Below are 22,718 nucleotides of genomic sequence, written 5' to 3'. Positions count from 1 at the left end.
AGTAACCAAATTTGCTAAAGATAAACACTATCCTGTTCTTAAGGGTAGTAAACTGTGACAATGTAAATTACATATTCTCTACCCTTGCCCTCAGCCGTTAAAGCAAGGAGTATGTCACAATAGCAATGTCTGGAACTTCAGGCACCCACATCCTAACCAGTAGACCAGGATTGTCGCCCTGGTAAAGAGATGCGCTAGTCGCAATGGCGGAATTCATTTATGCCTTCACCCGCTTCGGCCCTCTGCCGATGCATCGATTACCCAAAGTCCCTCATCTGCTCACAGGGCAAATTGCTCTCCACCATTGCCTTGCTCCGAGTTTTATTGACTATCTACGCACTTGTATGAGGATGTAAAAGGTTGCTTTCTACCGTTGAAGGTACTGTCAATTTACTCTCAAGATTGCTGCTGGATGCAAGATAAACTTTTAAGCGTTAAAGCGGAACATCATGGCGGTGTCTTTCCTTTGACGCGGAAGAATCACACCCAGTTAACCCCACGTCAAGTTCACAAGGAAGCCGTGTTCTTGGAAAAGGAACAACTGGTTTCACAAGTATTGGAAGAGTTATCTGCTCAGGAGAACCCAAATATGCTACACCGCAAGATTTATCAACTTTGTTGCGATGGTCGTGAGGTGTGTGTTTTCTTGCGGGATCAGCAACGTTGGATTGAACGCGCCCGCATTGTTGATATAGAAGGAGATCTAGTGACAATCCGTTATGAAACTGATGAAGAAGACGAACTGAGTTCTTGGGAAGAAATGGTTCGTCTGGAAAGTATCGGTTCCGTGACTCAGAAACTCGCTTCTGTACCCAGAGGACATGCCGAACCCTTAGTGTCTGATGACTGCCCCGAAGCCGAACAAATTCATCCACGCTCCCAAGATTTGAATCAAGACTAAGCTGAGTTAAGTTTGTTGTTGGTTGTTAGTGGTTAGTTGTTGGAGAAGAATTCTGACAACTGATCACTTAGCTGATAGCTATCTGGTATGTACAGTAACTATTGCGGTACACGCTTAATTTTCTGGTGGGGATTCAGCTTGTTCAAAGACAGGACAATAACCTTCTGGTGTCACCTTAAAACCATACAAGGGAGAAGCGGGGTTCCAGCAGCGTTGACCGCGTTGAAAGCGGCAGTTGCCACAGCAGTCGATATTTATTGGGACTTTGGCATTGCTACCCTGGCTGAGCAATTCTCGTTGCGACAATCCCCGTAACACCAAGTCTTCTCCCTGCCATCGAGCTTCCACTAAGCCAGTGTCAGCAAAATTTTGCCAACGAGGGTCAGCAGCGATCGCGTCGGGTAGAGTGATCGTTACAACCGTTCCTAGTTCGTTCAACTCACCTTCATAGTTGGAATCGGATGGTGGTGCGGGTTGGACAAACATCTCCCCAATTGGGAGTTCTACCAATGTTCCTGCTGAGGGCGAATGGAGTTGGTAGCGATTTTGTAGCTCTTCCAAGCCAGTTAAGTCAGATAGGTAGGTTGGAGAACCGTGGACAAAAACAACGTGCTGCGGACGGAGATTATGAATTAGCTGAGTCGTTCCTAAGCGATCGCCATGTTGGGCGAGAAGGTAAGTTTCACTACTTTTTAGTTCAGAATCATCAGTTTTTAGAGAATATCTGGGTTGTTCGGGTCTTAATATAACAAGTGAACCAGAGCTTATGGCGCTGTATTTACTCAAATCAGCCATTTCATCTGTGAGGATAATACAGGGAGACGAACCCAGAGAATTTCGCTGCTCTGAATCTAGCCGACGCACACGCGGACGCACCCGCTCATCCCAAAACAAGGGTTGATGGCGGGCAAAATTTTGAACTGAGGTAGGGAAGTGAGGCAAAAGTTCCAAATAAGCATCACAACCCGTGGCAACGCTGCCATCCACCCAAATATCTAAGTTACGCCCAGTAAAGTGGTGATGACTCCGCAGGAGCATGAGAATTTCTTGACCCAAACCCAAAGTGGGAACTGGTAGTAGAACGGAATTTTGCTGTGCGATCGCTTTTCCGATACGCTCCACTAACTGATTTTCTTGCTGCCGTCGGTGAGGATGTCGCGCTGTACCGTAACTGCCTTCAACAATTAGGACATCTAGCTGAATGCCTCTAAGAGATTCAACGGACAATCCCTCAACTAGCCGTGAATTAGATAGGAAAAAGTCACCCGTATAAAGTAGGCGATAGCTACGACGGGGAGTGGTATAAGTCAGTAACAACGCCGCTGCTCCAGGCAGATGTCCAGCAGGAAACAATTCCGCACTCAGTCCCTCACGGAATTCAACAGGCGATCGCCAAGGCAAAGCATGACAAAATTTCGGGATTTCCTCCGGGGCAAACTCCTGCCAATTTAGTGGCAACAACTGAGTTGTCACCTCGCTAGCATAGACTGGCAACTGTGGGAAAGCTTCATGAAGAGCCAGTAACCCCTGAGCATGATCAGCATGAGCGTGGCTACAGAGTACTAAATCGGCTGGTGGATTGCCTTCGGCTTGTAGAGCATTAATATCAGTTAGCCCACAGTCAAGGAGGACACGGTGTGGTCCCATCTGCACTAGCAAACAAACTCCTTCCTCGCTATGACCGACACCATAGGGAAAACAGGTTAATCGGTCATCCTCGGAATCGGATGCCACTGGGCGTTGATTGGTCATGAGTTGTCAGAAATTAGCGAACAACAATCAGCCATTAACCATCAGCTTTTGGTGGTCGTCTGCGATAACCATCAAGTTAGCTTTGACTAACGACTACAGACAGCGGTGTGCTGAGAGCTATTGGCTGACGGCTGAGCTAGAGTGAGCGGGTTTAGTGGGCAGAACCGTTACCGTGATAGTTGTCGGAATCGTAAAATCCGTTTTTAGTACCAAAAACTAGGGCAGATACGGTAAAAACGACTGTTAAGACCACTAGAACTAGTTTGACATCCATTTGTTTTGAACCTCCTTTTCGATTGTTCAGCCGACGCTTAAATTTCAGTTAATAATGAATCTTCACATATCTGCTCAAATTGTAGAGCCGAACTGGCTTGCCCGTCCATCTACTGAGGTTGCTCCTGACCTAATCGGTTGCACTTTAGTGCGTCAACTCCCTGATGGAACACGACTACGGGGAATGATTGTAGAAACCGAAGCCTATAGCCCTAATGACCCCGCCTGTCATGCTTATCGGAGTCGGACAGAACGCAATTTGGTGATGTTTGGGCCAGCGGGGCGTACTTATGTCTATTTAATTTACGGCATTTACTACTGCCTAAACATTGTCACAGATCTGGATGAAGTTCCCAGTGCTGTTTTGATTCGCGCTTTGAAATTAGACGCTGTCCCTAGTTGGGTAACGCTGCGTGAACCACTAAAACCCTATCGAATTGCCGCTGGACCCGGTAAGCTTTGTCGCGTCCTGCAAATTGACCGGAGCCTCAATGGTCAAGTGCTGGAACTGGGTGAACCCTTGTGGTTAGAACATCGTCATCCCCAGTTTCAAGCTGACCTCATCCAAACTACTCGGATTGGCTTAACGAAAGGGGCTGATTTACCTTGGCGATGGTATTTGAACAACTGCCAAGCGGTTTCTAAGCTCTAACTAAAGCTCAAGGTCTTGTCCTTGCTCTGTGAAGCGGACATCTTTAATTTTCAGTTGTGCGTTATCAACTAGGGTTTTCCGTAAGCTACCAAAAAGAGCAAACTGTTCACAGGTAGAGAGGGAGAGAAATTGTCGCTGTGCGTTAGGTGCAAGGCGTAAATCCACAGTGGCGACACCACTTTTAGAATTAACGTTGACGCGATATCCCGCTAAATCAAAATCACCAGAACTCGCTTTTTCCAAAACTTTTCCGACAGCAGCATCCACGGAACTACCCGCTGGCACCGCTATCTTTTCGGGTACTAGAGTTTGGCACTGGCTGTCAGCTTGATAGATGTTAAGGCTGATTGTGTTCTGAGCTTGGGCGGTAGTAGTCTTAGCCCCAGTTGCGAAGGGCTGGCTAGTAACAGGCTTTTGTTGCTGAACTGGAGCGGGAGTGGCGGGAATTGAATCAGGCTGACTAGCAACAGGTGTTTGACTCTCAACTGGTGCGGGGGTTGAATCAAGCTGATTGGGTAAGGGTGTGTTAGTCGTTGCAGGAGTCGGTAAGTTAGCGTTGTCACTTTCAACAGTTGGGGGAGAGGTACAACTACTAAGACTGAGAATGAATACTCCACCAATAAGAGGGATGAAATAGTTTTTGAGGCGGTTCATAGTTTGAAAAACTTTTATTTAAATTCAAAGTTGCCCTGAATACTTACCTCTGTTGAAGATTGAATTTTTAGGGGCTACTATTGATTTACTGATGACCGGGAGGGATATCAGTAAGGATTTTTATGGATTTATATGGATCGAACTCCACCCACTGGCAGTAGTAGATTTGTGAGCGCTTAGAGAGTTTCTCTCCCAGTGCGGGGGTGATAGGGGGGGGTTTATGATTACTCAGGACGGACGTGTTGAACTGTCGGATGCCTTGCAGCTAGTATCGAAATAATCCTTCAGCCATCAAATTGAAATCTGCCAGGCGCTGATGCCCCTGATTAGTGGCTTATCAGTTAGCGTTTGACCAACAGGACTTACGCAACTGGCACAACGCGAAGTCCGTTCTGAAATCCTTTCAACCAATAGTGAGCTTTTTTCTCTCTACAGATACTTCAATCCGCTCAAGGATTTGCTCTAACTGGGTGACTAACTCAAAGACACCTTCCGGATTGTTAGCTTCTGCTCGATCATGTAGGTGATCAGCGGCTTCTGACATTGCTTGCACGGCGACCGAGGCACTTGCACCTTTGATTTGATGCGCTTTGTTTGCTAGGGTAACCCAGTCTTTAGCTGCCAGAGCTTGCTTTGCCTCAGCTAGCAAGTTTTTCCCATCTTTGACAAATCCTTTCACCAGTTCTAGCTGGAAGTCAGGGTCTGCCATAGAGATTTCCTGTAAGTGAGTCCAATCTACTGGATCTGAGGCAGGAGCGATGCTGGTTTGGTCGGACTTACTTTTTTGTTTGTGTGAGTCCCTTTTGACTACGAATGACCATCGCTCTAGCATGGCTTTCAAGTCTTTAATCATCACGGGTTTACTGAGGTAGTCGTCCATGCCAGCCTCCAGACACTTTTCGCGATCGCCCTGCATCGCATAAGCCGTCATCCCAATTACTACAGTATGACGGTCTGTTCCTTCTCGTAGGCGTAAAGCTCGCGTCGCAGTATAGCCGTCCATCACGGGCATCTGGCAATCCATCAGCACGATGTCATAGTGGTTGTGTGCTAACTTGTCAAGGGCTTGTTGGCCATTCTCCGCTGCATCTGATTGATGACCTAACAGTTGCACCTGATGCCGCACTAATTTCAAGTTAATCGGAGTATCTTCCACTAACAGAATATTCAGACTTGTGCTTTGTTCTGGATCGGGATTTGAGGATTGTTTCATTGAAGACTGACTGCTGATGCCTGACGACGGCACTATCGATGTCAGCTCCTTAGGCGCTCGTAAGTCCTCAACTGAAATCGAATTGATGTCTATATGCCTTTTGAGCCGCTCTAGGATTAGCTCTAACTGGGTAACGAACTCAAGACTACCTTCGTAATCAGTGGCTTTGGCTTGACTATAAAGGTTAGCTGCTATTTCTGACATTAATTGCACCGCAACCGAGGCACTTGCACCTTTGATTTGGTGAGCTTTGTTAGCTAGAGTAACCCAATCTTTAGTCGCTAGTGCTTCCTTAGCTTGGTTGATGAAGGTTGCTCCCTCTTTGATAAACCCTTGCACCAGTTCCAGTTGAAAGGCAGGCTCTCCCGCAGAAATCTCCTTCAGGCGAACCCAATCCACTGGGTCTAAGGCAGGATCGATAACTGCATGGCTTTCAGGCTTCCTCCCTAGTCGGGGCAATTCTGCCCTCACAGACGACCAGCGCTCCAGCATCTCTCTCAATTCTTTCACCAACACAGGCTTACTGAGGTAGTCATCCATGCCAGCCTCCAAACACTTTTCGCGATCGCCTGGCATGGCAAAAGCAGTCATCCCAATCACCACAGTATGACAGCTTGAACCTTCTCGGCGACGCAAAAATTGTGTTGCCTGATAGCCATCCATCACTGGCATTTGGCAATCCATCAGCACGATGTCGTAGTCGTCCTGGGCTAATTTCTCAAGCGCTTGTTGACCATTCTCGGCTGAATTCCATTGGTGACCTAAGAGGCGTACCTGATGCTGTACTAATTTCAGGTTAATGGGAGTATCTTCTACTAATAGAATCTTTAGGCTTGTTCGTTGTGTTTGATTGGAGTTGCCTTCTTCTAAAAAGGTCTTGCTGAGGACGGGCAATACTTCCTCAATTGCCAGTTCCTTAGTCGATCGCGAATCCTTAGCTAACGTTGGATTTACCTCGATATGCCCTTTGAGCCGCTCTAAGATTTGCTCCAACTGGCTGATTAACTTAGCTGCATTTCCCCGATTGTTGCCTAGTGCCTCATTACGGAGTTGACGCGCTACCTCTGGCATCACTTGCACAGCTACCGAGGCACTTGCACCTTTGATTTGGTGAGCTTTATTCCCTAGAGTGTTCCAATCTTCATCGACTAGGGCTTGTTTAGCTTGGGCAATGAAGCTGCCTCCCTCTTTGATAAATCCTTGTACCAGTTCCAGTTGAAAGGCAGAATCTCCCTCTGAGATTTCCTTGAGACGAACCCAATCAACGATATCTACGCCAGGATCGAGATCGATAGGGCTGAGAGTATCAGTCTCGCTTGTTTCTTCGTGGGAGTCTTTCTTAAGTGTGGCTGACCATCGCTCCAGCACTGGTGCCAAGTTCTTTACCATCACGGGTTTACTAAGGTAGTCATCCATACCCGCTTCCAGACACTTTTCGCGATCGCCCTGCATCGCATAAGCGGTCATCCCAATCACGATGGTATGATGCTCTGTCCCTTCTCGTTGGCGTAAAGCTCGTGTTGCCGTGTAGCCATCCATCACAGGCATCTGGCAATCCATCAGCACGATGTCATATTGGTTTTTAGCCAATTTGTCAAGAGCTTGTTGACCATTCTCCGCCGCATCTGATTGATGACCTAATATTTGCACCTGATGCCGTACTAATTTCAAGTTAATCGGAGTATCTTCCACTAAGAGAATTTTCAAACTTTTGCTTTGTCCTACAGGGTTGGCACCTTCATTCCCTGAGGACAAAGTATTGCTGGCTAACAACGGTTCTTCAGTCGCCAGCACCTTTAGCAAAGACTCCACGAGTTGGGATTCTTTCACTGGCTTAACTAAATAATCAGAAAACCCGCTTCTGAGAAGCGGTTGAGCCGAATCCCCTGCATGAATAGAAGTCATCAACACTAATTTCGTCTGTGCCCAATCCGGTTCCGAGAGAATTAGTCGTCCTAAGGTTGAACCGTCGATTTTGGGCATTTTCATGTCCAGCAGCGCGACATCATAGGGTTTTCCAGCTTCAGCAGCGGCTTGCAAGGCATTCAGCGCAATAATGCCGTTATCCGCTTCATCCACTTCCATTCCCTTGGCACTTAACTGATACTGCACAATTTGGCGATTGATTGGGCGATCGTCCACGACCAACACCCTCTTCCCTGTCAAGGTTTCAGGAGACGTTTGTACGTTGCTAGAAACCCGTTCAGTTACTTCTTTGGTAGAGTCAACAGCCACCTTAGTAAAAGTAGCCGTGAACCAGAACGTAGAGCCGACTCCAGGTTCACTTTCTACACCAATTTCACCTCCCATCATCTCCACAAGTTGCTTGCAAATTGCTAAACCTAATCCGGTACCGCCATATCTGCGAGTTGTGGAAGCATCGACTTGTGAGAAGGCTTGGAATAGCTTGGTTTGCTCTTCTGGAACAATGCCAATGCCTGTATCTTTGACGGCAAACCGTAATTGCGCCTGTTCCTCGTCGTCCGACTGACTGTTGACAGACACATGAATCACAACTTCTCCCGCGCCAGTGAATTTGATCGAATTTCCCACTAGATTGGTGAGAACCTGCCGCAAACGACCTGCATCCCCCAAAAGTTGTCGTGGCACTTCAGTATCGACCAAAAGCGCCAGTTCTAAATCCTTGGCATCAGCCTGGGGACTACACAAATCCAATACTTCTTCTAAGCAGCGGTTTAAGTTAAGCTCATCGGTATCCAGCCGCATTTCCCCAGCTTCGAGTTTGGAGAAGTCAAGAATATCGTTAATGACCCTCAACAAATGCTCTCCGCTTACTTGCAATGTCTTTACAAAGTCTAGTTGTCGAGCCGTAAGTTCAGTGCTTAGGAGTAATTCACTCATACCCATCACCCCATTCATCGGAGTGCGGATTTCGTGACTCATGTTTGCTAAGAATTGAGCTTTTACCCGTGCGGCTTCAACAGCAGATTCTCGTGCTTCGACCAATTTATTTTCGTACTGCTTGCGCTCGGTAATGTCGCGGTTGACTCCAATCGCCGCGATGGGTTGACCCTGATCATCCCGTAGCGGTACGACAACTGTTTCACAGACTCCTTCAGTACCTTCTTTATGGGTAAACTGAATCTCCCTAGTCCAGCGTCCCTCACTCATCAAGCCATAAATCATCTGCTGAGTCAGCACTGTTGCTTCTTCCGGCTGGTAGACAACTCCAAAGGTTTTGCCTAACATCTCAGCTTTTTCATACCCGAATATCCGCTCAGCCGCTGGGTTCCAGTCGAGGATACGACCTGCCAAATCGGTGAGGATGATGCCATCATAAATGGTTTCAAACATCAGAGCTTGTCGGCGTAGCGCCTCCTCTGCTTGTTTGCGGGCTGATATATCCTGTACTAAACAGACGATTCCCTGAATCTTACCCGCCCCGTTTTCCATGACTGATCCGGTTACAGATACGGGAATTTCCCGACCATCTTTGGCATAGAAAATTGTTTCTCGTCTTCCGAGGAAGCCACTTTGGTCTGAGCCATTGGCTTCTAAATAAGCCAAGAAATTATTTTCTCTAAAAAAGATAGTTAATGGCTGATTACGCAACTCATTGCGCTCATAGCCTGACAGAAATAATGTCGCTTCGTTAAAGCTTTCAATAGTGCTATTTTTAGTAAGGACTATTAGGGCATCACTTAAAGAGCTGATGATATTATCGAGATAAGATTTAGAGACAGTTGTTTCTTGTAGCTTTTTGGTCATATGGTTGAAGGCATCCCCTAGAATCTTCAACTCATCTCTAGTTTTTATATCGACTTGAATATCAAAATCTCCTTCTCCGATTTTAGTGGCGGCATCTTTGAGCTTTGTGAGGGGTTTAGTGATTTTATTTGCTAAGAGAACGCCAAAAATAATTGCTATAGCAACCCCTAGCGTGAAAGAGGTTAGATTGATAATTAGAGAATAGGTGGAATTACGGTTAGCTGTCTGATTCTCACGCTCAAGGGCTTCCATGTTGAGTGCGATCGCCTGATCAACTATCTCTATAAATTGTGCTTCAGCTTGCTCAAACTCTTGTTTTTGACGGAGAATATTTTCTCCTTTAAGTTTTGCTTCCTTTAAATCTATAATTTTTTGTCCCGTTTCTGTAAGCGGTAATCTGAGTTCTAAAAGCCTTTTATGAACATCTTGTGTTTGAGAGGTTTTAGAAAACCTTTGCAAATTTTCTAATGATTGATCTAGATTTTCTACTGCTTTCTGAAAGGCTTCTTTTTCTTGGTTTCTGTTTTCTTGTAGTGTTGCTGCAACTTTGCTTTTAGGATTGATGTAGCTTGATTCATTTTTGATTACTGCATAGTCGTATATTTCAGAAGCGATTGTTACAGAAGCAACTTTGACCTGATCCAAGGCAATGAGCTGCCGAGTTGTGCTTTCAGTAATTTTATTAAACTGTTCATCAACAATTTTTTTTGTTTGAATATTAATAATACCCAATACGGCTACCAGTGAGGCAATACCCAAAAAACCTGAAATAAACTTTGTCTTTAGCTTCATATGCGTTTCCGGTAAGTAGCCCATTTTTCAAGGATTTTTAGGCAGATTCCGGATCGTGAGATTCCTTAGTTTAGGAGCATCGAAAAGTGTAGGAACTCCTAGAATAAGGAAGAGCAGACTATTTGATAAGTGATTAAAGAAACTACTAATTGATAAAGATTTTTTAAAATTTTCTTTCTTACGAACTAAAAAGCCAATAGAGTAACCCCTGGATATAGCCTCTGTATAGGATGGATGCGATCGCGCCTTTTCAAAAGGTAATTCCCTTAACTCCTGTTCTGGCTGTAGTTATGCTGATTTTGTGACTAGATCAATAGGCTTGTTCACCTTGGTCTGTTTGATCTCAGTCACTTTGAAGTTAGTATCGAGATAATCCTTCAGCGGTTAGAATTCAGAATTCAGCGTTTTTCAAGCTAGGCACCATGAGCGATCGCTCACAACGAAAGAGGAAAATTCCCTCTGCCCTACCACCTGTCTCCTCTCACCTATTTTCAAGACAGGAGACAACGCTGAAATTTGACTCCTGACTCCTGACTCCTGACTTGTGCATGGCTACAACTACCTGGACTCGCCGCCATATTCTCTCCCTCGCGGATTTTGCTCCCACTGAATACGACACAGTGTTGCAAACCGCTGCTAGTTTTCGAGAGGTACTCTCACGGCGGACAAAAAAAGTACCTACGTTGCAAGGTCAGATGGTTGCTAATTTGTTTTTTGAACCCTCTACCCGCACCCGTAGCAGTTTTGAACTGGCAGCAAAGCGCTTGTCAGCAGACGTTCTTAACTTTACGCCAGGAACATCATCTCTCACGAAAGGTGAAACGATTCTCGATACCGCGAAGACGTATCTGGCAATGGGAACCGATATGATGGTGATTCGCCATCGAGAGGCAGGGGTACCGCAGGCGATCGCGTTTGAGATGGATCGACTTGGCGTTCGGGTTGGTGTCCTCAATGCAGGTGATGGTCAACACGAACATCCGTCTCAAGGGTTGCTGGATTTATTTACTATCTGTTCTCTTATAGACGTTGAACACCCTCGCTTAGAACTACTGGTGGGTAAGAAAATTGCAATTGTTGGGGATATTCTACACTCACGAGTCGCTCGTTCTAATATTTGGAGCCTTACAGCTACAGGTGCCAAGGTACATTTAGCGGGTCCCCCGACTCTAGTGCCTCAATTGTTTGCCCAGAGTGTTACTGGTAGACCTGGAGAGTTATTCATCCACTGGGAGATCGAACCGGCATTAAAAGATGCTGATTTTGTGATGACCTTACGCTTGCAAAAGGAACGGATGACAGCGCATCTGTTGCCGAGTTTGCGAGAATATCATCAGCGTTATGGGATTACACGCGATCGCTTAAAACTCTGCCACCCTGATGTCAAAGTTCTGCATCCAGGCCCCGTAAATCGTGGAGTAGAAATCACATCTGATTTAATGGATGACCCTCAATTTAGCTTGATTTCCCAGCAAGTAACGAGCGGTGTTGCGGTGCGGATGGCGCTGTTGTACTTAATGGGAAGCGGCAAAACTTCAATAACCGCTTAGAACTCTTGATCGAGCGCTAACAAAGAAGGAAGAGATTCGATATCTGCTTGGGGAAGCTGATCAATGTCATTATTGCTTCTAACCTTGAGAATAGGTTCTTGCTCCGAACGTTGTCTCTGACGCAGAAGAAGAATTTCTCTTTCCAGCCTCTCTTGTCCTTCTTGGAAAAAATTTTGGGATCTAGATGGAACCAAGTCACGGGAGAATCGTTGAGCTTGAGCAGGAGTTAGAGGTGATTCTGAACTTGCCGAAGCTGAGGTTTTTTGTTCGATATGAGAGCAAGCGCGTTGCTTTTTTCCGCTAAGTTGAAATAGCAGGGGCAATAAGGGAGGCAGAGGAGGAAATTTTCATTCCTTCGTTGTGCGCGATCGCGTATGGTGTCTACTCTAAAAAAAGAGTCTTACTGGTAGAGTTGGCAATCCATTTGCTTGATCGTGTTCAGTGCTAACATCAACCAGGGTAGTCCTTGCAAGCCTGAGTACACACAACGATCTGACAGGGGAAACTGCCGTGGATGCGGGAAACCAGCAAAGAATTTTAGGCTATTTCATTGAAGAAGCTAAAGAACACTTGGAAACCCTTGAGAAAGGGCTATTAGATTTGCCCTCGGTTGTAAAAGAACCGGAGCGAGTGAATGAAATGTTTCGCGCCGCCCACTCTGTCAAAGGAGGTGCTGCAATGCTGGGCTTTGGCAGTATTCAAAAGACAGCTCATCGACTAGAGGATTCTTTCAAGATTCTCAAAGAACATCCCATTAATGTTGACCAACAACTAGAGACGTTGTTTTTGCGGGGATACGATACCCTAAAAGACTTAATTGAACAGCTACAAAGCCCGTTTGGTTTAAGGGAAGAGGAAGCCAACAAAACGGTGCAAGCCGCAGAACCCAGCTTTAGCCAGTTGCAAAGTTACCTCAATCGGCAGGTGACTGGCGCTGATGAACCTGCAACAGCAGCAAGTCCAACACCTTCACTCAAGCAAGAGAAAACTCAAGGGAAAAGTTCTCCTAACTTTGCCTCCCAAGTCATGGAAATCCTCAAACAGATGTTGCAGTTGTTTAAACAACAAGACAGTCCAGCCAGTCGTCAAAAACTTCAGATATTGTGCAAGCGCCTAGTGCAACTTGAGACAGGAAATGAAGATTGGAAGCGGCTAATACAAGTTTCCTATAAAGCGATCGCCAATCCAAAAAACTCATTTCAAGCGTTAGCACCAGTGGTGATTAAGGAACTTAAAACAGCCAGTGATCAACTACAAGCAGGAAACAGTAGTGCCTTGACGTTGAGTCCAGCCTTACAGAAACTTACGGCGGCAACACCTGCCAGCGCCACCTCTAGTAAGTCACAAGAGAAACCACCCGTCACCCCACCAGCGACTACTCCTAAACAGATAACGATTACTGTAGAACCTAAATCCGCCGCTAAGGCAATTGTTCAAGCATTTGACAAGCCGCAGTTAGTACAACTCGTCAAAATCCTTGCTCAAGCCGCTCGTGCCTCATCTTAATTGGAGATTAGACACCAGGCGCTATCGCTCACAAGGAATGGCTGAAAATCCTTATTCATAAAAGCCTTCTGCCCTCTGCCCTCTGCCTTTTGCTGTAGTTAGCATCTTGTTGAGTGTAGACTTGACCACTATCCCAAATGGATTTGATGAGAGTAGCTTGAGCGTTAAGAAAGCCCAAGATATAGAAACCAGCGCGACTGATGATTTTGATAGGAGAACCACTTTTGTAGCAAGGAGGATGCCCTAGAACGTGGCAGTCAAATAGACGACTATACAGACGTAGCTGCTCACGGACGGTAAGGTTTTTCAGCCCCATCAGGAAGTGATTGTGGTAGAAAGTCAGTTGGTATTGAAGCGATCGCGTACTAATATCATGACAGCCACCTGTCTCCTCTCCCAAATGTACTAAATAGGCATCAGGGTCATACCAAATTTGGTATCCTGTGCCACGTAACCGTAGACAAAAATCCGACTCCTCCCGCACTGCGCTTCCCCGAAACCGCTCATCGAATTGCAGCCCATACTTCGTAAAAATTTCACGGCGAAAGGACATATTGCAGCCTCTTGCCGAGATGACGCGCTGGGGCTTCACAGTATGTACTAAGTCAATGTAGTACCAAGCAATTCCAGCATCCATCGCCTCTGGCGGCAAATCCTCAATTTGGAATTCGGGATTAGGGGTTAGGGATTGAGAGTCAGGAAGAGGTTTGCCCACTTGCCAGTCCCCTTTTTCTGTCAGCTTCATCCGGTCAAATACTCGCCCTGCAACTGCCCCAACGTCCTCACGGTGGTAGTTACTCGCATGAGCTTTTAAACATCCTGCTGGCATTTGAACGTCATCATCAATAAAAAGAACAATTTCCCCTGATGCCTTCCCTACCCCATAATTTCTTGCACCAGGTAAACTTGCCCAGTCAACACGGAACCAGCGAATCTTACCTTCGTCAGCCAGTTGCTCCAAATAGGCTTGAGTTTGAGGTTGGTGCGTTGGGGTTTGATCAACTACCAGAATTTCAAAAGCTGGATAGTCTTGCTTTAACACGTCTTCAAGGGTATCCCGCAGCGGTTCTTCTCGCCCGTAAGTAGGGATAATTACTGAGATTAAAGGGCACTGCACAGTTGTTTTGCGTTGGTAATTGTTACGAAGATAGTTTGGCAACAGTCTGCTTTCTAGATGTTTTGCTTTTTCGCTTCTTTTTCGGTTGAAGCTCATTCTCCTCTACCAATCTGAGCTTTTCCAGCTCTTGGCGGTCTATTTCTGGCAACTTTAAAATTACGCCTGCAAAAAACCAGTAATAAACAGCAACTGGGTCTGTATCCAAAGGATACCAATAGGGAAAGTAACTGATAATCAGGACAAACACCCAAAAACTTGAACTAAAGCTGCGTAAGCTTTTGTCCCGGACAGAGCGATACTCCTTAAACGTAATCATCGTTAAGTGCGTCACGAAAGCTAGGAATGCCAACAAACCCAAAAGACCGATTTCATAGAGGAGTTTCGGGTGGAACGTTTCAACAAGCTTCGTTTCACCAAAGATTCGAGTAGAATTCGTTGCTCGTCCTAAACCTTTTCCTAACAACCCTGGCTTTTCATTAATTGCCCAATCAAATTGCCCCAAGATAAAGGCGTGGGGGGGTGAAGCTTCCCAACGACTGACTGTACTATCCCAGCGCTCCTGAACAATCGTTGGATTAGTTGTTGCGGCAATTCCTAGCACCAGAGCGAGTCCTAACCCAATTGGCAAAAACCGTTTAAGATTCGCCACCTGTCCTGTAAGAATCAGCAAGATGGCAATAACAATTGGTACTAAAACAAGGGCAATTCTCTGACCCGAAATTACAGCGTTAATAAAGACTAATGCCATGCCAACTAAACCACCAGTTCGCCAGAAGAGAGAAGGGTCATTAAAGGCACTTGCAAATGTTAAAGCACTATTAGCAATGAGGAACCAAGCCCAGTGCCAAGGAGAAACAAATGTTCCTGGCAAGCGGATTATATCTTGTGAGGGGCTATAAACTAAAGCCCCACCGACAAAACATTTAGCCTCTAGCGTTGCTTTAAATAAATCAGCTCCAGAAAGATGATCAGTGCCAGCACATACACCTGTAACGAGCATAAAGTACTGCATTAAGCCCAGGACACAGCAAGCAATTGCCATTACTAGATGCAGTCGAGTGCAAAAGAGCAAGTGCTTTTTAGTCTCAATTAGGTAGTAAGCACAGAATATTAGGGGAACATATCCAATTAAAACTTTAAGACCTAAAATGCCCTGAAAAAATGTTTTTCCCTCTTCACTGCCAGACAACTGTAAAGACCCATTGACAAAAAGCAACGTTAGGACAGATAACCCTAAGAGAATACCCAAAGTAGTCATCAACTTTTTGGGAATTAGGATTGGTTGCTTTTTGCGCTGGCACTGCTGAATTAAGGCAATGAGGGCGGGAAGATAAAAAGCATCTTTAGCGAGTTGAAATACAGCATTTCCTCCACCTACCCAGTAGGTAACAGTGCCATTAATCGGGAGATAAAAAAGAAAAAACCAAAGTGCTTGACGGGGATACTTATAAGCGAAGCCTAGACATGGGATTGCAAGGGCAGCAACACCTGCTTTTAAACCCACAACTAGACTGAGTACGATACCAAGAACCGCCGCAAGGAAGACACTGATTGTTAGGAATTGAATCAGTTCCTTACGTGCTATCTGTGCCTTCCGCTTTTTGGCTAAACGTTCCTTTAAGCTTAGAGTTGAGTCGCTCTTTAAATGTTTTTTGACTTTCTTCTTTGACTTAAGTTTTGGCATTACTTTTGTAAGTCATTTCCTGCCTTAGATGTAGCGCTCACACTGTTGCTCTCGCCAAAGTGTAGACCAGCAGACGCACTCCCATGACCATCACCAAAATTTCCACACGTTTTAGGACTTGACAAATGCGCTCTTTCGTAGGCATGAGGTCTTTGAGAAAGCAAAACCCTCATTTGTTGCTCTGTTAGTTTTTGTACTCACAGAGCGCCTACTTGGGAATATGGGGTTAAATAATTTACAAAAATTAAAACCTTTAGAGCCATCACATGCCCTGTCCCTACCCAAGGAATTGGAGGTCAATCAATCCATGATCCTAAGTCTCAATGACATCCACACGGTCAGCCGTGTTACGCACCTTCCCAATCGTATGGGGTAAAACACCTACCAACAGCGCGAAGGCTTCATCTGGCAACTGGGCAATGGTTTCAGAGTCAAAGTAATTATCAAACTGATTGAGAATCATCTGAGCACGTTCTAAGGGCACAGACTTCTCTGTAATCTTTTTAGTCAGATTAATCCACTGCCGCCGAATCAAATAAGCTCGCTGTCGCTCATCCGGTGATTCAGGGGTAATCAACGAGAGATTCCCAACTGGCAACACTCGCTGGCAATCTAGATCAAAAACGCCTCCTACAGCTGCCCCAGGTCCTGCAAATTCAGCATGATGTCGCTTATAAAGAATTAAGCCGTTGCGACGCCGACTATTAACAATCAACAGCTGTTTGTCGTGCAGCTGTGCCAGGATTCTTGATGCCTGTGAGTCTTGAATCTGATCCTTGCGGGGGTTCAGGCTTTCCTGATTCATGCCACCATAGCCTTGAGAGTTGGCGAAACCTGTACTGCGGGCAAGAACCTCCTCTTCATAAAGAGCTGTCTGGCAACGCTGTTTATTCTCGCTATCCATCTCAACTCGTGTTGCTTAATTTCTCCGAGTAGGGAAACACCCAGACTGAAAGCACAACTGACGAACTCAATTGGGGTAAGTTCTTGAGGACGTACAAGAAGAGAGAATTAGTCTACCATCTGTTTGCAATCATCACGACAAACTTGCCTCAGCTCAGTATCATTGCTCGTCAGCTTTGTTACTCTATTTTATGGCATGTAGCTTAGGTGCATGAAAGATTGTGTTCAGTAGATTCTACTGTTAAGATTAGCCTATCCAATTGTTAAGACATTATAAAAGAGGAAGTTTTTAAAGCAATTGTAAAGCTGCAAGTGGAAACACAGACTTGCAATCTTCCTTATTTATTCAGCTCCTTTTTCTTCTTCTCTTCATTGATTCAATCCTATTTTGTATCAGATTCAACAAATTTTCACGAGTTTGGAGTAGTACTTAGGTGCTTTTGTAATAACAAGCGTTTAGGATGCCCTAAGAGCCATGCACCATAGCTAGGCTCAATCTGGTGCAGTTGATATCCAGCCTTGAGATAAAGTTGCCGTGCCTGATGGTTATTTTCCAGCACATGGAGATAGATATCTGGAAAACCCCAATCTACAGCTGTTTGCTCACAAGCCAAGAGCAATTGCTTGGCTACTCCCCGCCGCCGACACGACTTGCTCACTGCCAGGTTAGAGATGTAAGGATACTGAGAGCGACGGGGTTGCCAGGAAGAAGGAGAGCGAAGCGCAATTTCTACAGTGCCTGCTAGCTCCTCACGGGTACCACCGACACCAGAAATAACAGCAAGGGCAACTAAACAGACATAGTGAGGTGCCGTTGAGCGAAGTCGATTGCGTAAATCTTCGTAGATTCCTAATCGCAACACCGGGTAAGCCCAACCCATAATCCCGCTTCGAGAGTGAAAGCTATCCGTCAACATTTCTGCCAGACTAGCTAGATCTTGAACTTGAGCTGTACGAATCGTGAAGTGGGATGCATCAGCAGCTAAGGCATCCTGACTCGCAGCAGTAGGTTGGTAGGACGTTAAGAAAGAGAAGCAGAGGTTCACAACCACAAAAATATTTGACTAGATAAAACAATTGAAAACGTTGAATACAAACAAAGTATCAAAAATTTACAAATGTCAGTGAGAAATCGCTTGAGCAACATAAGCATTCAGCCTCTAATCAACTGGAGAGGCAAAAGACTGGTGAGCCAATAGCCGAGAGTTCAAGCTTGCTGGTTTGTACTTAGCTCGGAGTCTTAGGACTAAGATTTTCCAGAAAACTCATGCGATGCATCTAAATTTTACTCTCATATCAAAAGCAGGAGTTTCCATCAGCAGAGCGTTTTACAGACACTAGCTGCTGGTAGAGACACGCTATAGAAGCGACAGGCAATGCCCTGAACTAACAACCAACCCTCATGAATCTTTAGAAGGCAACAGAAGTCTGTCAGGCGATTTTACAACAACTGTGCGTTTTTCAGGGTGCCATTTTTCACCAAAGCTCCCGTCTCAATGCTTTCGGAGCGGAACAAGGATAGTATTGTACAAAGTGCATCGAATAACCAATACCCAAGACACAGCATCAAATTACCCATCGTCCGGATGGCTGAAGATCATGAAAGTATGTTTCTAACAGCCTGATTTCACTACTAGTGTAAGAAGAGCAGGGTTTATAACGGTGATCAAAGCAGTCGGCACGGGTTAGCACACCAAAACCTTAGAAGCAATTTTCCAGTGGGCAAACGTAAAGAACTAACATAGCTGCAAGTGCAGTTTTACGAGTTGGAAGGTGAGGGGTGTAAGGTTTATCTACTGTTGCTCTCACTCAAAGTGCGATCGCCGGAACTAAGCCTCACGTTTAGCGTTTGCCTAAATCACAGCAAAAGAAACCTCGCCCTTGAGCTAGAAAACAACAGATGACAATTGCTACCTCTCTCCCATCACTTTTGCCAAAGTATATAACCATACTGGAAAACAAAAATTAAGATTAATTGGGGTGCACAACCAATAACCTACAAATCCGGAGTCTCTCGGAACAAGCCAGAAAGTCTGGCATAAACCGCCTCTAAGGACTACTGACCCTAGTCGTACTGGCTCACCGAGTCAGCCATCCTAAAAAGAAGAGAATCTGTCAAAAGTGTGCAGACTGTTTTTATCCGACAAACCCTGGCAGCAGGAGAGCGGTGCATGAGATCCCAAGAAACTATTAGGCCCAAACTTCTGGTTGTCGATGACGAACCAGATAACCTTGACTTGCTCTATCGGACTTTCCATCGAGAGTACAGAGTCTTGAGAGCAGACAACGGGCCTGCTGCCTTAGAGATTTTGGCAAACGAAGGAGATGTAGCGGTAATCATCTCTGATCAGCGTATGCCATTAATGAGCGGCACTGAGTTTCTGAGCCTTACCGCGACTCAATACCCGGATATTATCCGAATTATCCTGACTGGCTACACCGATGTTGAAGACCTGGTAGAAGCCATCAACTCCGGTAAGGTATTCAAGTACGTCACTAAACCTTGGAATGCTGATGAACTTAGAGCCGTGGTGCGGCAAGCCATGGATACCCATAACGTTCTCAAGGTTCGTACAGCAGAACTGTGTCGAGCGCTTCGCCGAGAATCACTCCTAAATACTGTTACTAATACAATTCGCAACGCCCAGTATGGGGGAAGTGGTGGCTCTCCTCTACAGGAAATCCTACAACGGATTGTTGAAACAGTGGGTCATCTCATGGAGGTCGATATCTGCCTTCTGCGTCCTTTCCAAGATGAGCGATTAGTTGATCAATGGTTCGTTTACCAGAAAAATCAAGTCTCACTGCATTCTGAGAATGGAGAAAAGGAACAAGGGACTACAGATGAGGGAATAAAAAATGAGAAAAATAGCTCATCCACATCATCCCAACCGCCAATTCCTAATCTTCAATCTCCTTACCCCTCATCGTTAGAACAGACCGTATGGGAAACTCAGGACGTTGAAGTGATCAACGATGTCTTCACCGATGAGCGCTTTGCAGATGACAGCTCAGAAATTCGACAACGTGCGATCGCTTATCAGCAAGCAGATATCCGCTCAAGCTTAGTGGTACCCCTGATTAGTCAACAGGAGTTGGTGGCGGTGCTAGCCTTGCATCAATGCGGGGAGCCTTATGTTTGGCAAAATGACGAAATACAGTTAGTGGTCATGGTTGCCGATCAAGCCGCTCTCGCCCTTTCCCAAGCACGAGCCTATGAGCAGCTTCGCGCTTTGGCAACTCGACAGGCACTTGTCAACACCATCACAACAGCGATTCGCTCAACACTAGATCCGCAAAAAATCTTCACGGCAATTACTCAAGGATTAGGACAAGCACTACAGGTTGACGGTTGTGCCCTTTCTCTATGGCGAGAAGAGGATGAGTTTGTTCAATGTGTTGGCTTGTATGACGGAAAATCAGCACAAGTCTTAGGAACTGAGCCAGATGGAGAAATCCAAAGATGGGCAGATGATCCCACCAGTGAAAACGGTATTCCTTGGGTACACGCAGCACTAACCTCAGAAAAAAGCGGAGGGAATAATCACTCTGCCCCTTTTTCTCCCAATCATCCCATTCCTTCAGGTCAATTGCCTCAGTCGATTGTTCCCATTGCTGGGAATCCAGTATTACAGCAGCTTGTGACTACGCAGCAGCCAGTGGTGATCAATGACTTGGCAGTCTCTCCAGAAATGAATGGATTTGACTTACCCCTGCGGCAGCCAGCACGGGCACTATTAGTGGTACCGTTGCTTTCCGATAGCGATAGTATTAGTGCTAGCGATAGTGCTTATGATGTAGTATCGACACCAGGAACGTCGGGACGAGGCTTGGGCAAAATTATTGGTAGCATTACGCTGCGCCAAATCTACAAACCTCGCCAGTGGCTCTCGTCAGAAATTGATTTAGCACAAGCCGTTGCGGCACAAGCCGCGATCGCAGTTCAACAGTCACGACTCTATCAGAAAACTCGTCAGCAAGCAGAGCGGTTGCTGGAATTAGACCGACAGAAGACGGAGTTTTTCCAAAATGTTTCTCACGAATTCCGGACACCTCTAACCTTGATGATTGGTCCGCTAGAGTCCGTTGTGGAGCAACACAAAGATTTACCCTACGAACAAAGTGCGATCGCTCTACGGAATTCTCGACGTTTATTGCGGTTAGTCAATCAGTTACTTGATATCCAGCGACTCGATGCAGGTCGGATGCAAGCCAGCTTCCGTCCCTGTAACTTAGTCAAATTTGTTAACCAAATTGTTGAAACCTTTCGACCTTATTGTGAGAAAAAAAACATATCCATCTCGACCCAACTAACACCTTGTGGGTCAGTTTATCTAGATATGGAAAAATTTGACAAGGTGCTTTATAACCTGCTGTCAAATGCCATGAAATTTACCAATGCTGGCGGAAGTATCACTCTTAAGGTAGAACCCGCAGGTGACCATGTACGGATGCAGGTTATAGACACAGGCATTGGCATTCGTAAAGAACAAATTCCTCACTTGTTTGAGCGCTTCCGACAGGCAGAAGGGTCACTGAATCGAAGTCATGAAGGCAGTGGTTTAGGACTTGCCTTAGTGAAAGAACTGGTGGAACTTCATGGTGGTCAAATTTCTGTGGAGTCGGTTTACTCAGAAGGCACGACTTTCACCGTTTGGTTACAGATAGGTACATCCCACCTGCCACTGGAGCAAGTACTGGAAGTCCCCATAGAAATTCAGTCTAGTCGCGCTGCTGTAGAATTAGCTGATCTAGAAGCTGAATTATCCTTTGAAGATGAGGGAACCCAGAGCCTGAGTGAGGAGGGGGAAACTGCACAGGAACTCAGCCCATCTTCTTCATCCCCAATCTCGAATCGCCAAGCGAGCATCTTGGTAGTAGACGATAACGCAGATTTACGGAACTATGTATCTCGCATCCTACGTCAAACGGGTTATCAAGTTTGGCTAGCTCACAATGGGGATGAAGGATTCCGGATGACCGAGAAGCATCGTCCTCGCCTGATTATTACGGACTTGATGATGCCTTTAGTATCGGGGTTAGATTTAATTCGCCTAATTCGTGGCTCAGAGGAGTTGAGAGGCACCCCAATTATCCTACTCACCGCCAGAGCTGATGAAGCAACACGAATTGAGGGTACAGAGGAGGGAGCGGATGCTTATCTCTCTAAACCCTTCAATGACCGGGAATTGTTGGCAGAAGTCCGGAATCTGTTAGCACTTCAGGAAAATGAGCAACGAGTGATTGAACTGAATACTTATCTAACAGAGTCAGTGCTAAAACGCTTCTTACCACCTGCAATGGTGGAGAAAGCGGCAAGGGGTGAACTATCGCTGGATTTGCGTCCGGAACCTCGCTTAATCACGACGTTATTTAGTGATATTGTTGGCTTTACCAAGTTAGCGAACACCTTGCGATCGCGTCGTGTCGCTGAGTTGCTCAATGAGTACCTAGAATCTATGACTCATGCCGTGTTTGATAATGGCGGCACCGTTGATAAGTTCATGGGAGATGGAATCTTAGCAATTTTCGGTGCCCCAGAGGAACTGACACCGAATGAGCAGGTACGACGGGCAATTGGAGCAGCGCGGCAAATGCTTCGTTCCCTAGATAAGCTCAACGAACGCTGGCAAGCACAAGGAATTGTTGGTGGAAATGGTCCTCCACCCGTGCAATTTCGTTGTGGGATTCATCAGGGAACGGCTGTCGTAGGAATGTTCGGAGGCGCAGAACGGTCAGACTATACAGCGATTGGTCCTTCTGTGAATATTGCCTCACGCCTGCAAGAAGCCGCCAAACCGAATTCTATTCTTGTCTCAGCCGCCGTGGCAGATTATCTAGAAGATGACGCAATCACTAGGTTCAGTCCTCTTGAACTCAAGGGTGTTGATGAGACTGTTCTTACTTTTTTGGTTAAACCGCTCCCAAACGATTCTCCCTAAATTTTGATTCCTACATAAAACTCTAAAATGGAAAATCTCAAAAAAAGGGA

15 protein-coding genes are annotated in these 22,718 nt (G+C 45.8%); 7 read left to right on the top strand and 8 right to left on the bottom strand.

What is annotated here, in order from left to right; all coding sequences use genetic code 11:
- The first annotated feature begins 203 nt into the window (after positions 1–203).
- Together AC5JL3_RS03445 and AC5JL3_RS03440 are read left to right on the top strand one after the other, a co-directional pair.
- Positions 204–356, top strand: coding sequence for a hypothetical protein (locus tag AC5JL3_RS03445; RefSeq protein WP_496073151.1), 153 nt, complete (start codon positions 204–206; stop codon positions 354–356).
- A 233-nt stretch (positions 357–589) separates the two neighbouring features.
- Positions 590–901, top strand: a complete 312-nt coding sequence (locus AC5JL3_RS03440) for a DUF6679 family protein (protein ID WP_192222236.1) — start codon at positions 590–592, stop codon at positions 899–901.
- A 114-nt stretch (positions 902–1,015) separates the two neighbouring features.
- Here the strand turns inward: AC5JL3_RS03440 and AC5JL3_RS03435 are convergent, their stop codons facing one another.
- A complete protein-coding gene (locus tag AC5JL3_RS03435) occupies positions 1,016–2,653 on the bottom strand; it encodes an MBL fold metallo-hydrolase (RefSeq protein WP_496073150.1) in 1,638 nt (545 codons plus the stop codon).
- Here AC5JL3_RS03435 and AC5JL3_RS03430 point away from each other — a divergent pair.
- On the top strand, positions 2,652–2,798 hold the full coding sequence (locus tag AC5JL3_RS03430; RefSeq protein WP_192222185.1) for a hypothetical protein: 147 nt from the start codon (positions 2,652–2,654) through the stop codon (positions 2,796–2,798). The genes AC5JL3_RS03435 and AC5JL3_RS03430 overlap by 2 nt on opposite strands.
- A gap of 6 nt (positions 2,799–2,804) precedes the next feature.
- Here the strand turns inward: AC5JL3_RS03430 and AC5JL3_RS03425 are convergent, their stop codons facing one another.
- Positions 2,805–2,927 carry a DUF8629 family protein gene (locus AC5JL3_RS03425; RefSeq protein ID WP_277927623.1) on the bottom strand — a complete coding sequence of 41 codons (123 nt, stop codon included), beginning with the start codon at positions 2,925–2,927 and terminating at the stop codon, positions 2,805–2,807.
- Positions 2,928–2,981: 54 nt separating this feature from the next.
- Between AC5JL3_RS03425 and AC5JL3_RS03420 the strand changes: the two genes are divergently transcribed.
- Positions 2,982–3,578: a DNA-3-methyladenine glycosylase gene (locus tag AC5JL3_RS03420; RefSeq protein WP_496073149.1), complete on the top strand. Its 597-nt coding sequence runs from the start codon at positions 2,982–2,984 to the stop codon at positions 3,576–3,578.
- On the opposite strand, the gene AC5JL3_RS03415 is transcribed toward AC5JL3_RS03420, so the two are convergent.
- Both AC5JL3_RS03415 and AC5JL3_RS03410 read right to left on the bottom strand, forming a co-directional pair.
- On the bottom strand, positions 3,579–4,232 hold the full coding sequence (locus AC5JL3_RS03415) for a hypothetical protein (protein WP_496073148.1): 654 nt from the start codon (positions 4,230–4,232) through the stop codon (positions 3,579–3,581).
- Between the two features lie 403 nt (positions 4,233–4,635).
- On the bottom strand, positions 4,636–9,966 hold the full coding sequence (locus tag AC5JL3_RS03410) for a response regulator (RefSeq protein ID WP_496073147.1): 5,331 nt from the start codon (positions 9,964–9,966) through the stop codon (positions 4,636–4,638).
- Positions 9,967–10,514: 548 nt separating this feature from the next.
- Between AC5JL3_RS03410 and AC5JL3_RS03405 the strand changes: the two genes are divergently transcribed.
- Positions 10,515–11,516 (top strand): aspartate carbamoyltransferase catalytic subunit, encoded by a 1,002-nt coding sequence (locus AC5JL3_RS03405; protein ID WP_496073146.1) that lies wholly within the window; start codon positions 10,515–10,517, stop codon positions 11,514–11,516.
- A gap of 510 nt (positions 11,517–12,026) precedes the next feature.
- Positions 12,027–13,022 (top strand): Hpt domain-containing protein, encoded by a 996-nt coding sequence (locus AC5JL3_RS03400; RefSeq protein WP_496073145.1) that lies wholly within the window; start codon positions 12,027–12,029, stop codon positions 13,020–13,022.
- A gap of 55 nt (positions 13,023–13,077) precedes the next feature.
- Here the strand turns inward: AC5JL3_RS03400 and hpsN are convergent, their stop codons facing one another.
- From hpsN to AC5JL3_RS03380, 4 genes are all read right to left on the bottom strand, one after another.
- The gene (hpsN, locus tag AC5JL3_RS03395; protein ID WP_496073144.1) at positions 13,078–14,139 is read right to left on the bottom strand and encodes a hormogonium polysaccharide biosynthesis glycosyltransferase HpsN; all 1,062 of its coding nucleotides are present in this window, start codon (positions 14,137–14,139) and stop codon (positions 13,078–13,080) included.
- A 22-nt stretch (positions 14,140–14,161) separates the two neighbouring features.
- On the bottom strand, positions 14,162–15,823 hold the full coding sequence (gene hpsL, locus AC5JL3_RS03390; RefSeq protein ID WP_496073143.1) for a hormogonium polysaccharide biosynthesis protein HpsL: 1,662 nt from the start codon (positions 15,821–15,823) through the stop codon (positions 14,162–14,164).
- A 313-nt stretch (positions 15,824–16,136) separates the two neighbouring features.
- Positions 16,137–16,727, bottom strand: coding sequence for a hypothetical protein (locus tag AC5JL3_RS03385; protein ID WP_496073142.1), 591 nt, complete (start codon positions 16,725–16,727; stop codon positions 16,137–16,139).
- Positions 16,728–17,136: 409 nt separating this feature from the next.
- Complete coding sequence (locus AC5JL3_RS03380; RefSeq protein WP_496073141.1) at positions 17,137–17,778, bottom strand: GNAT family N-acetyltransferase; 642 nt, start codon at positions 17,776–17,778, stop codon at positions 17,137–17,139.
- A 1,119-nt stretch (positions 17,779–18,897) separates the two neighbouring features.
- Here AC5JL3_RS03380 and AC5JL3_RS03375 point away from each other — a divergent pair.
- Positions 18,898–22,668, top strand: coding sequence for a response regulator (locus AC5JL3_RS03375; RefSeq protein WP_496073140.1), 3,771 nt, complete (start codon positions 18,898–18,900; stop codon positions 22,666–22,668).
- The last annotated feature ends 50 nt before the right edge of the window (positions 22,669–22,718 follow it).

The sequence above is a fragment of the Symplocastrum torsivum genome (genome assembly GCF_059505465.1).
The sequence above is the reverse complement of the archived record's forward strand: the minus strand, read 5'-3'. Positions and strand labels throughout refer to the sequence as shown.

Excerpts from the sequence above, each read along its gene's own strand:
- AC5JL3_RS03440 (WP_192222236.1), top strand. The coding sequence starts at position 590 with ATGCTACACCGCAAGATTTATCAACTTTGTTGCGATGGTCGTGAGGTG.
- AC5JL3_RS03445 (WP_496073151.1), top strand. The coding sequence starts at position 204 with ATGGCGGAATTCATTTATGCCTTCACCCGCTTCGGCCCTCTGCCGATG.
- hpsL (WP_496073143.1), bottom strand. The coding sequence starts at position 15,823 with ATGCCAAAACTTAAGTCAAAGAAGAAAGTCAAAAAACATTTAAAGAGC.
- AC5JL3_RS03385 (WP_496073142.1), bottom strand. The coding sequence starts at position 16,727 with ATGGATAGCGAGAATAAACAGCGTTGCCAGACAGCTCTTTATGAAGAG.
- AC5JL3_RS03410 (WP_496073147.1), bottom strand. The coding sequence starts at position 9,966 with ATGAAGCTAAAGACAAAGTTTATTTCAGGTTTTTTGGGTATTGCCTCA.
- AC5JL3_RS03375 (WP_496073140.1), top strand. The coding sequence starts at position 18,898 with ATGAGATCCCAAGAAACTATTAGGCCCAAACTTCTGGTTGTCGATGAC.
- AC5JL3_RS03425 (WP_277927623.1), bottom strand. The coding sequence starts at position 2,927 with ATGGATGTCAAACTAGTTCTAGTGGTCTTAACAGTCGTTTTTACCGTA.
- AC5JL3_RS03435 (WP_496073150.1), bottom strand. The coding sequence starts at position 2,653 with ATGACCAATCAACGCCCAGTGGCATCCGATTCCGAGGATGACCGATTA.
- AC5JL3_RS03430 (WP_192222185.1), top strand. The coding sequence starts at position 2,652 with ATGAGTTGTCAGAAATTAGCGAACAACAATCAGCCATTAACCATCAGC.
- AC5JL3_RS03405 (WP_496073146.1), top strand. The coding sequence starts at position 10,515 with ATGGCTACAACTACCTGGACTCGCCGCCATATTCTCTCCCTCGCGGAT.
- AC5JL3_RS03415 (WP_496073148.1), bottom strand. The coding sequence starts at position 4,232 with ATGAACCGCCTCAAAAACTATTTCATCCCTCTTATTGGTGGAGTATTC.
- AC5JL3_RS03420 (WP_496073149.1), top strand. The coding sequence starts at position 2,982 with ATGAATCTTCACATATCTGCTCAAATTGTAGAGCCGAACTGGCTTGCC.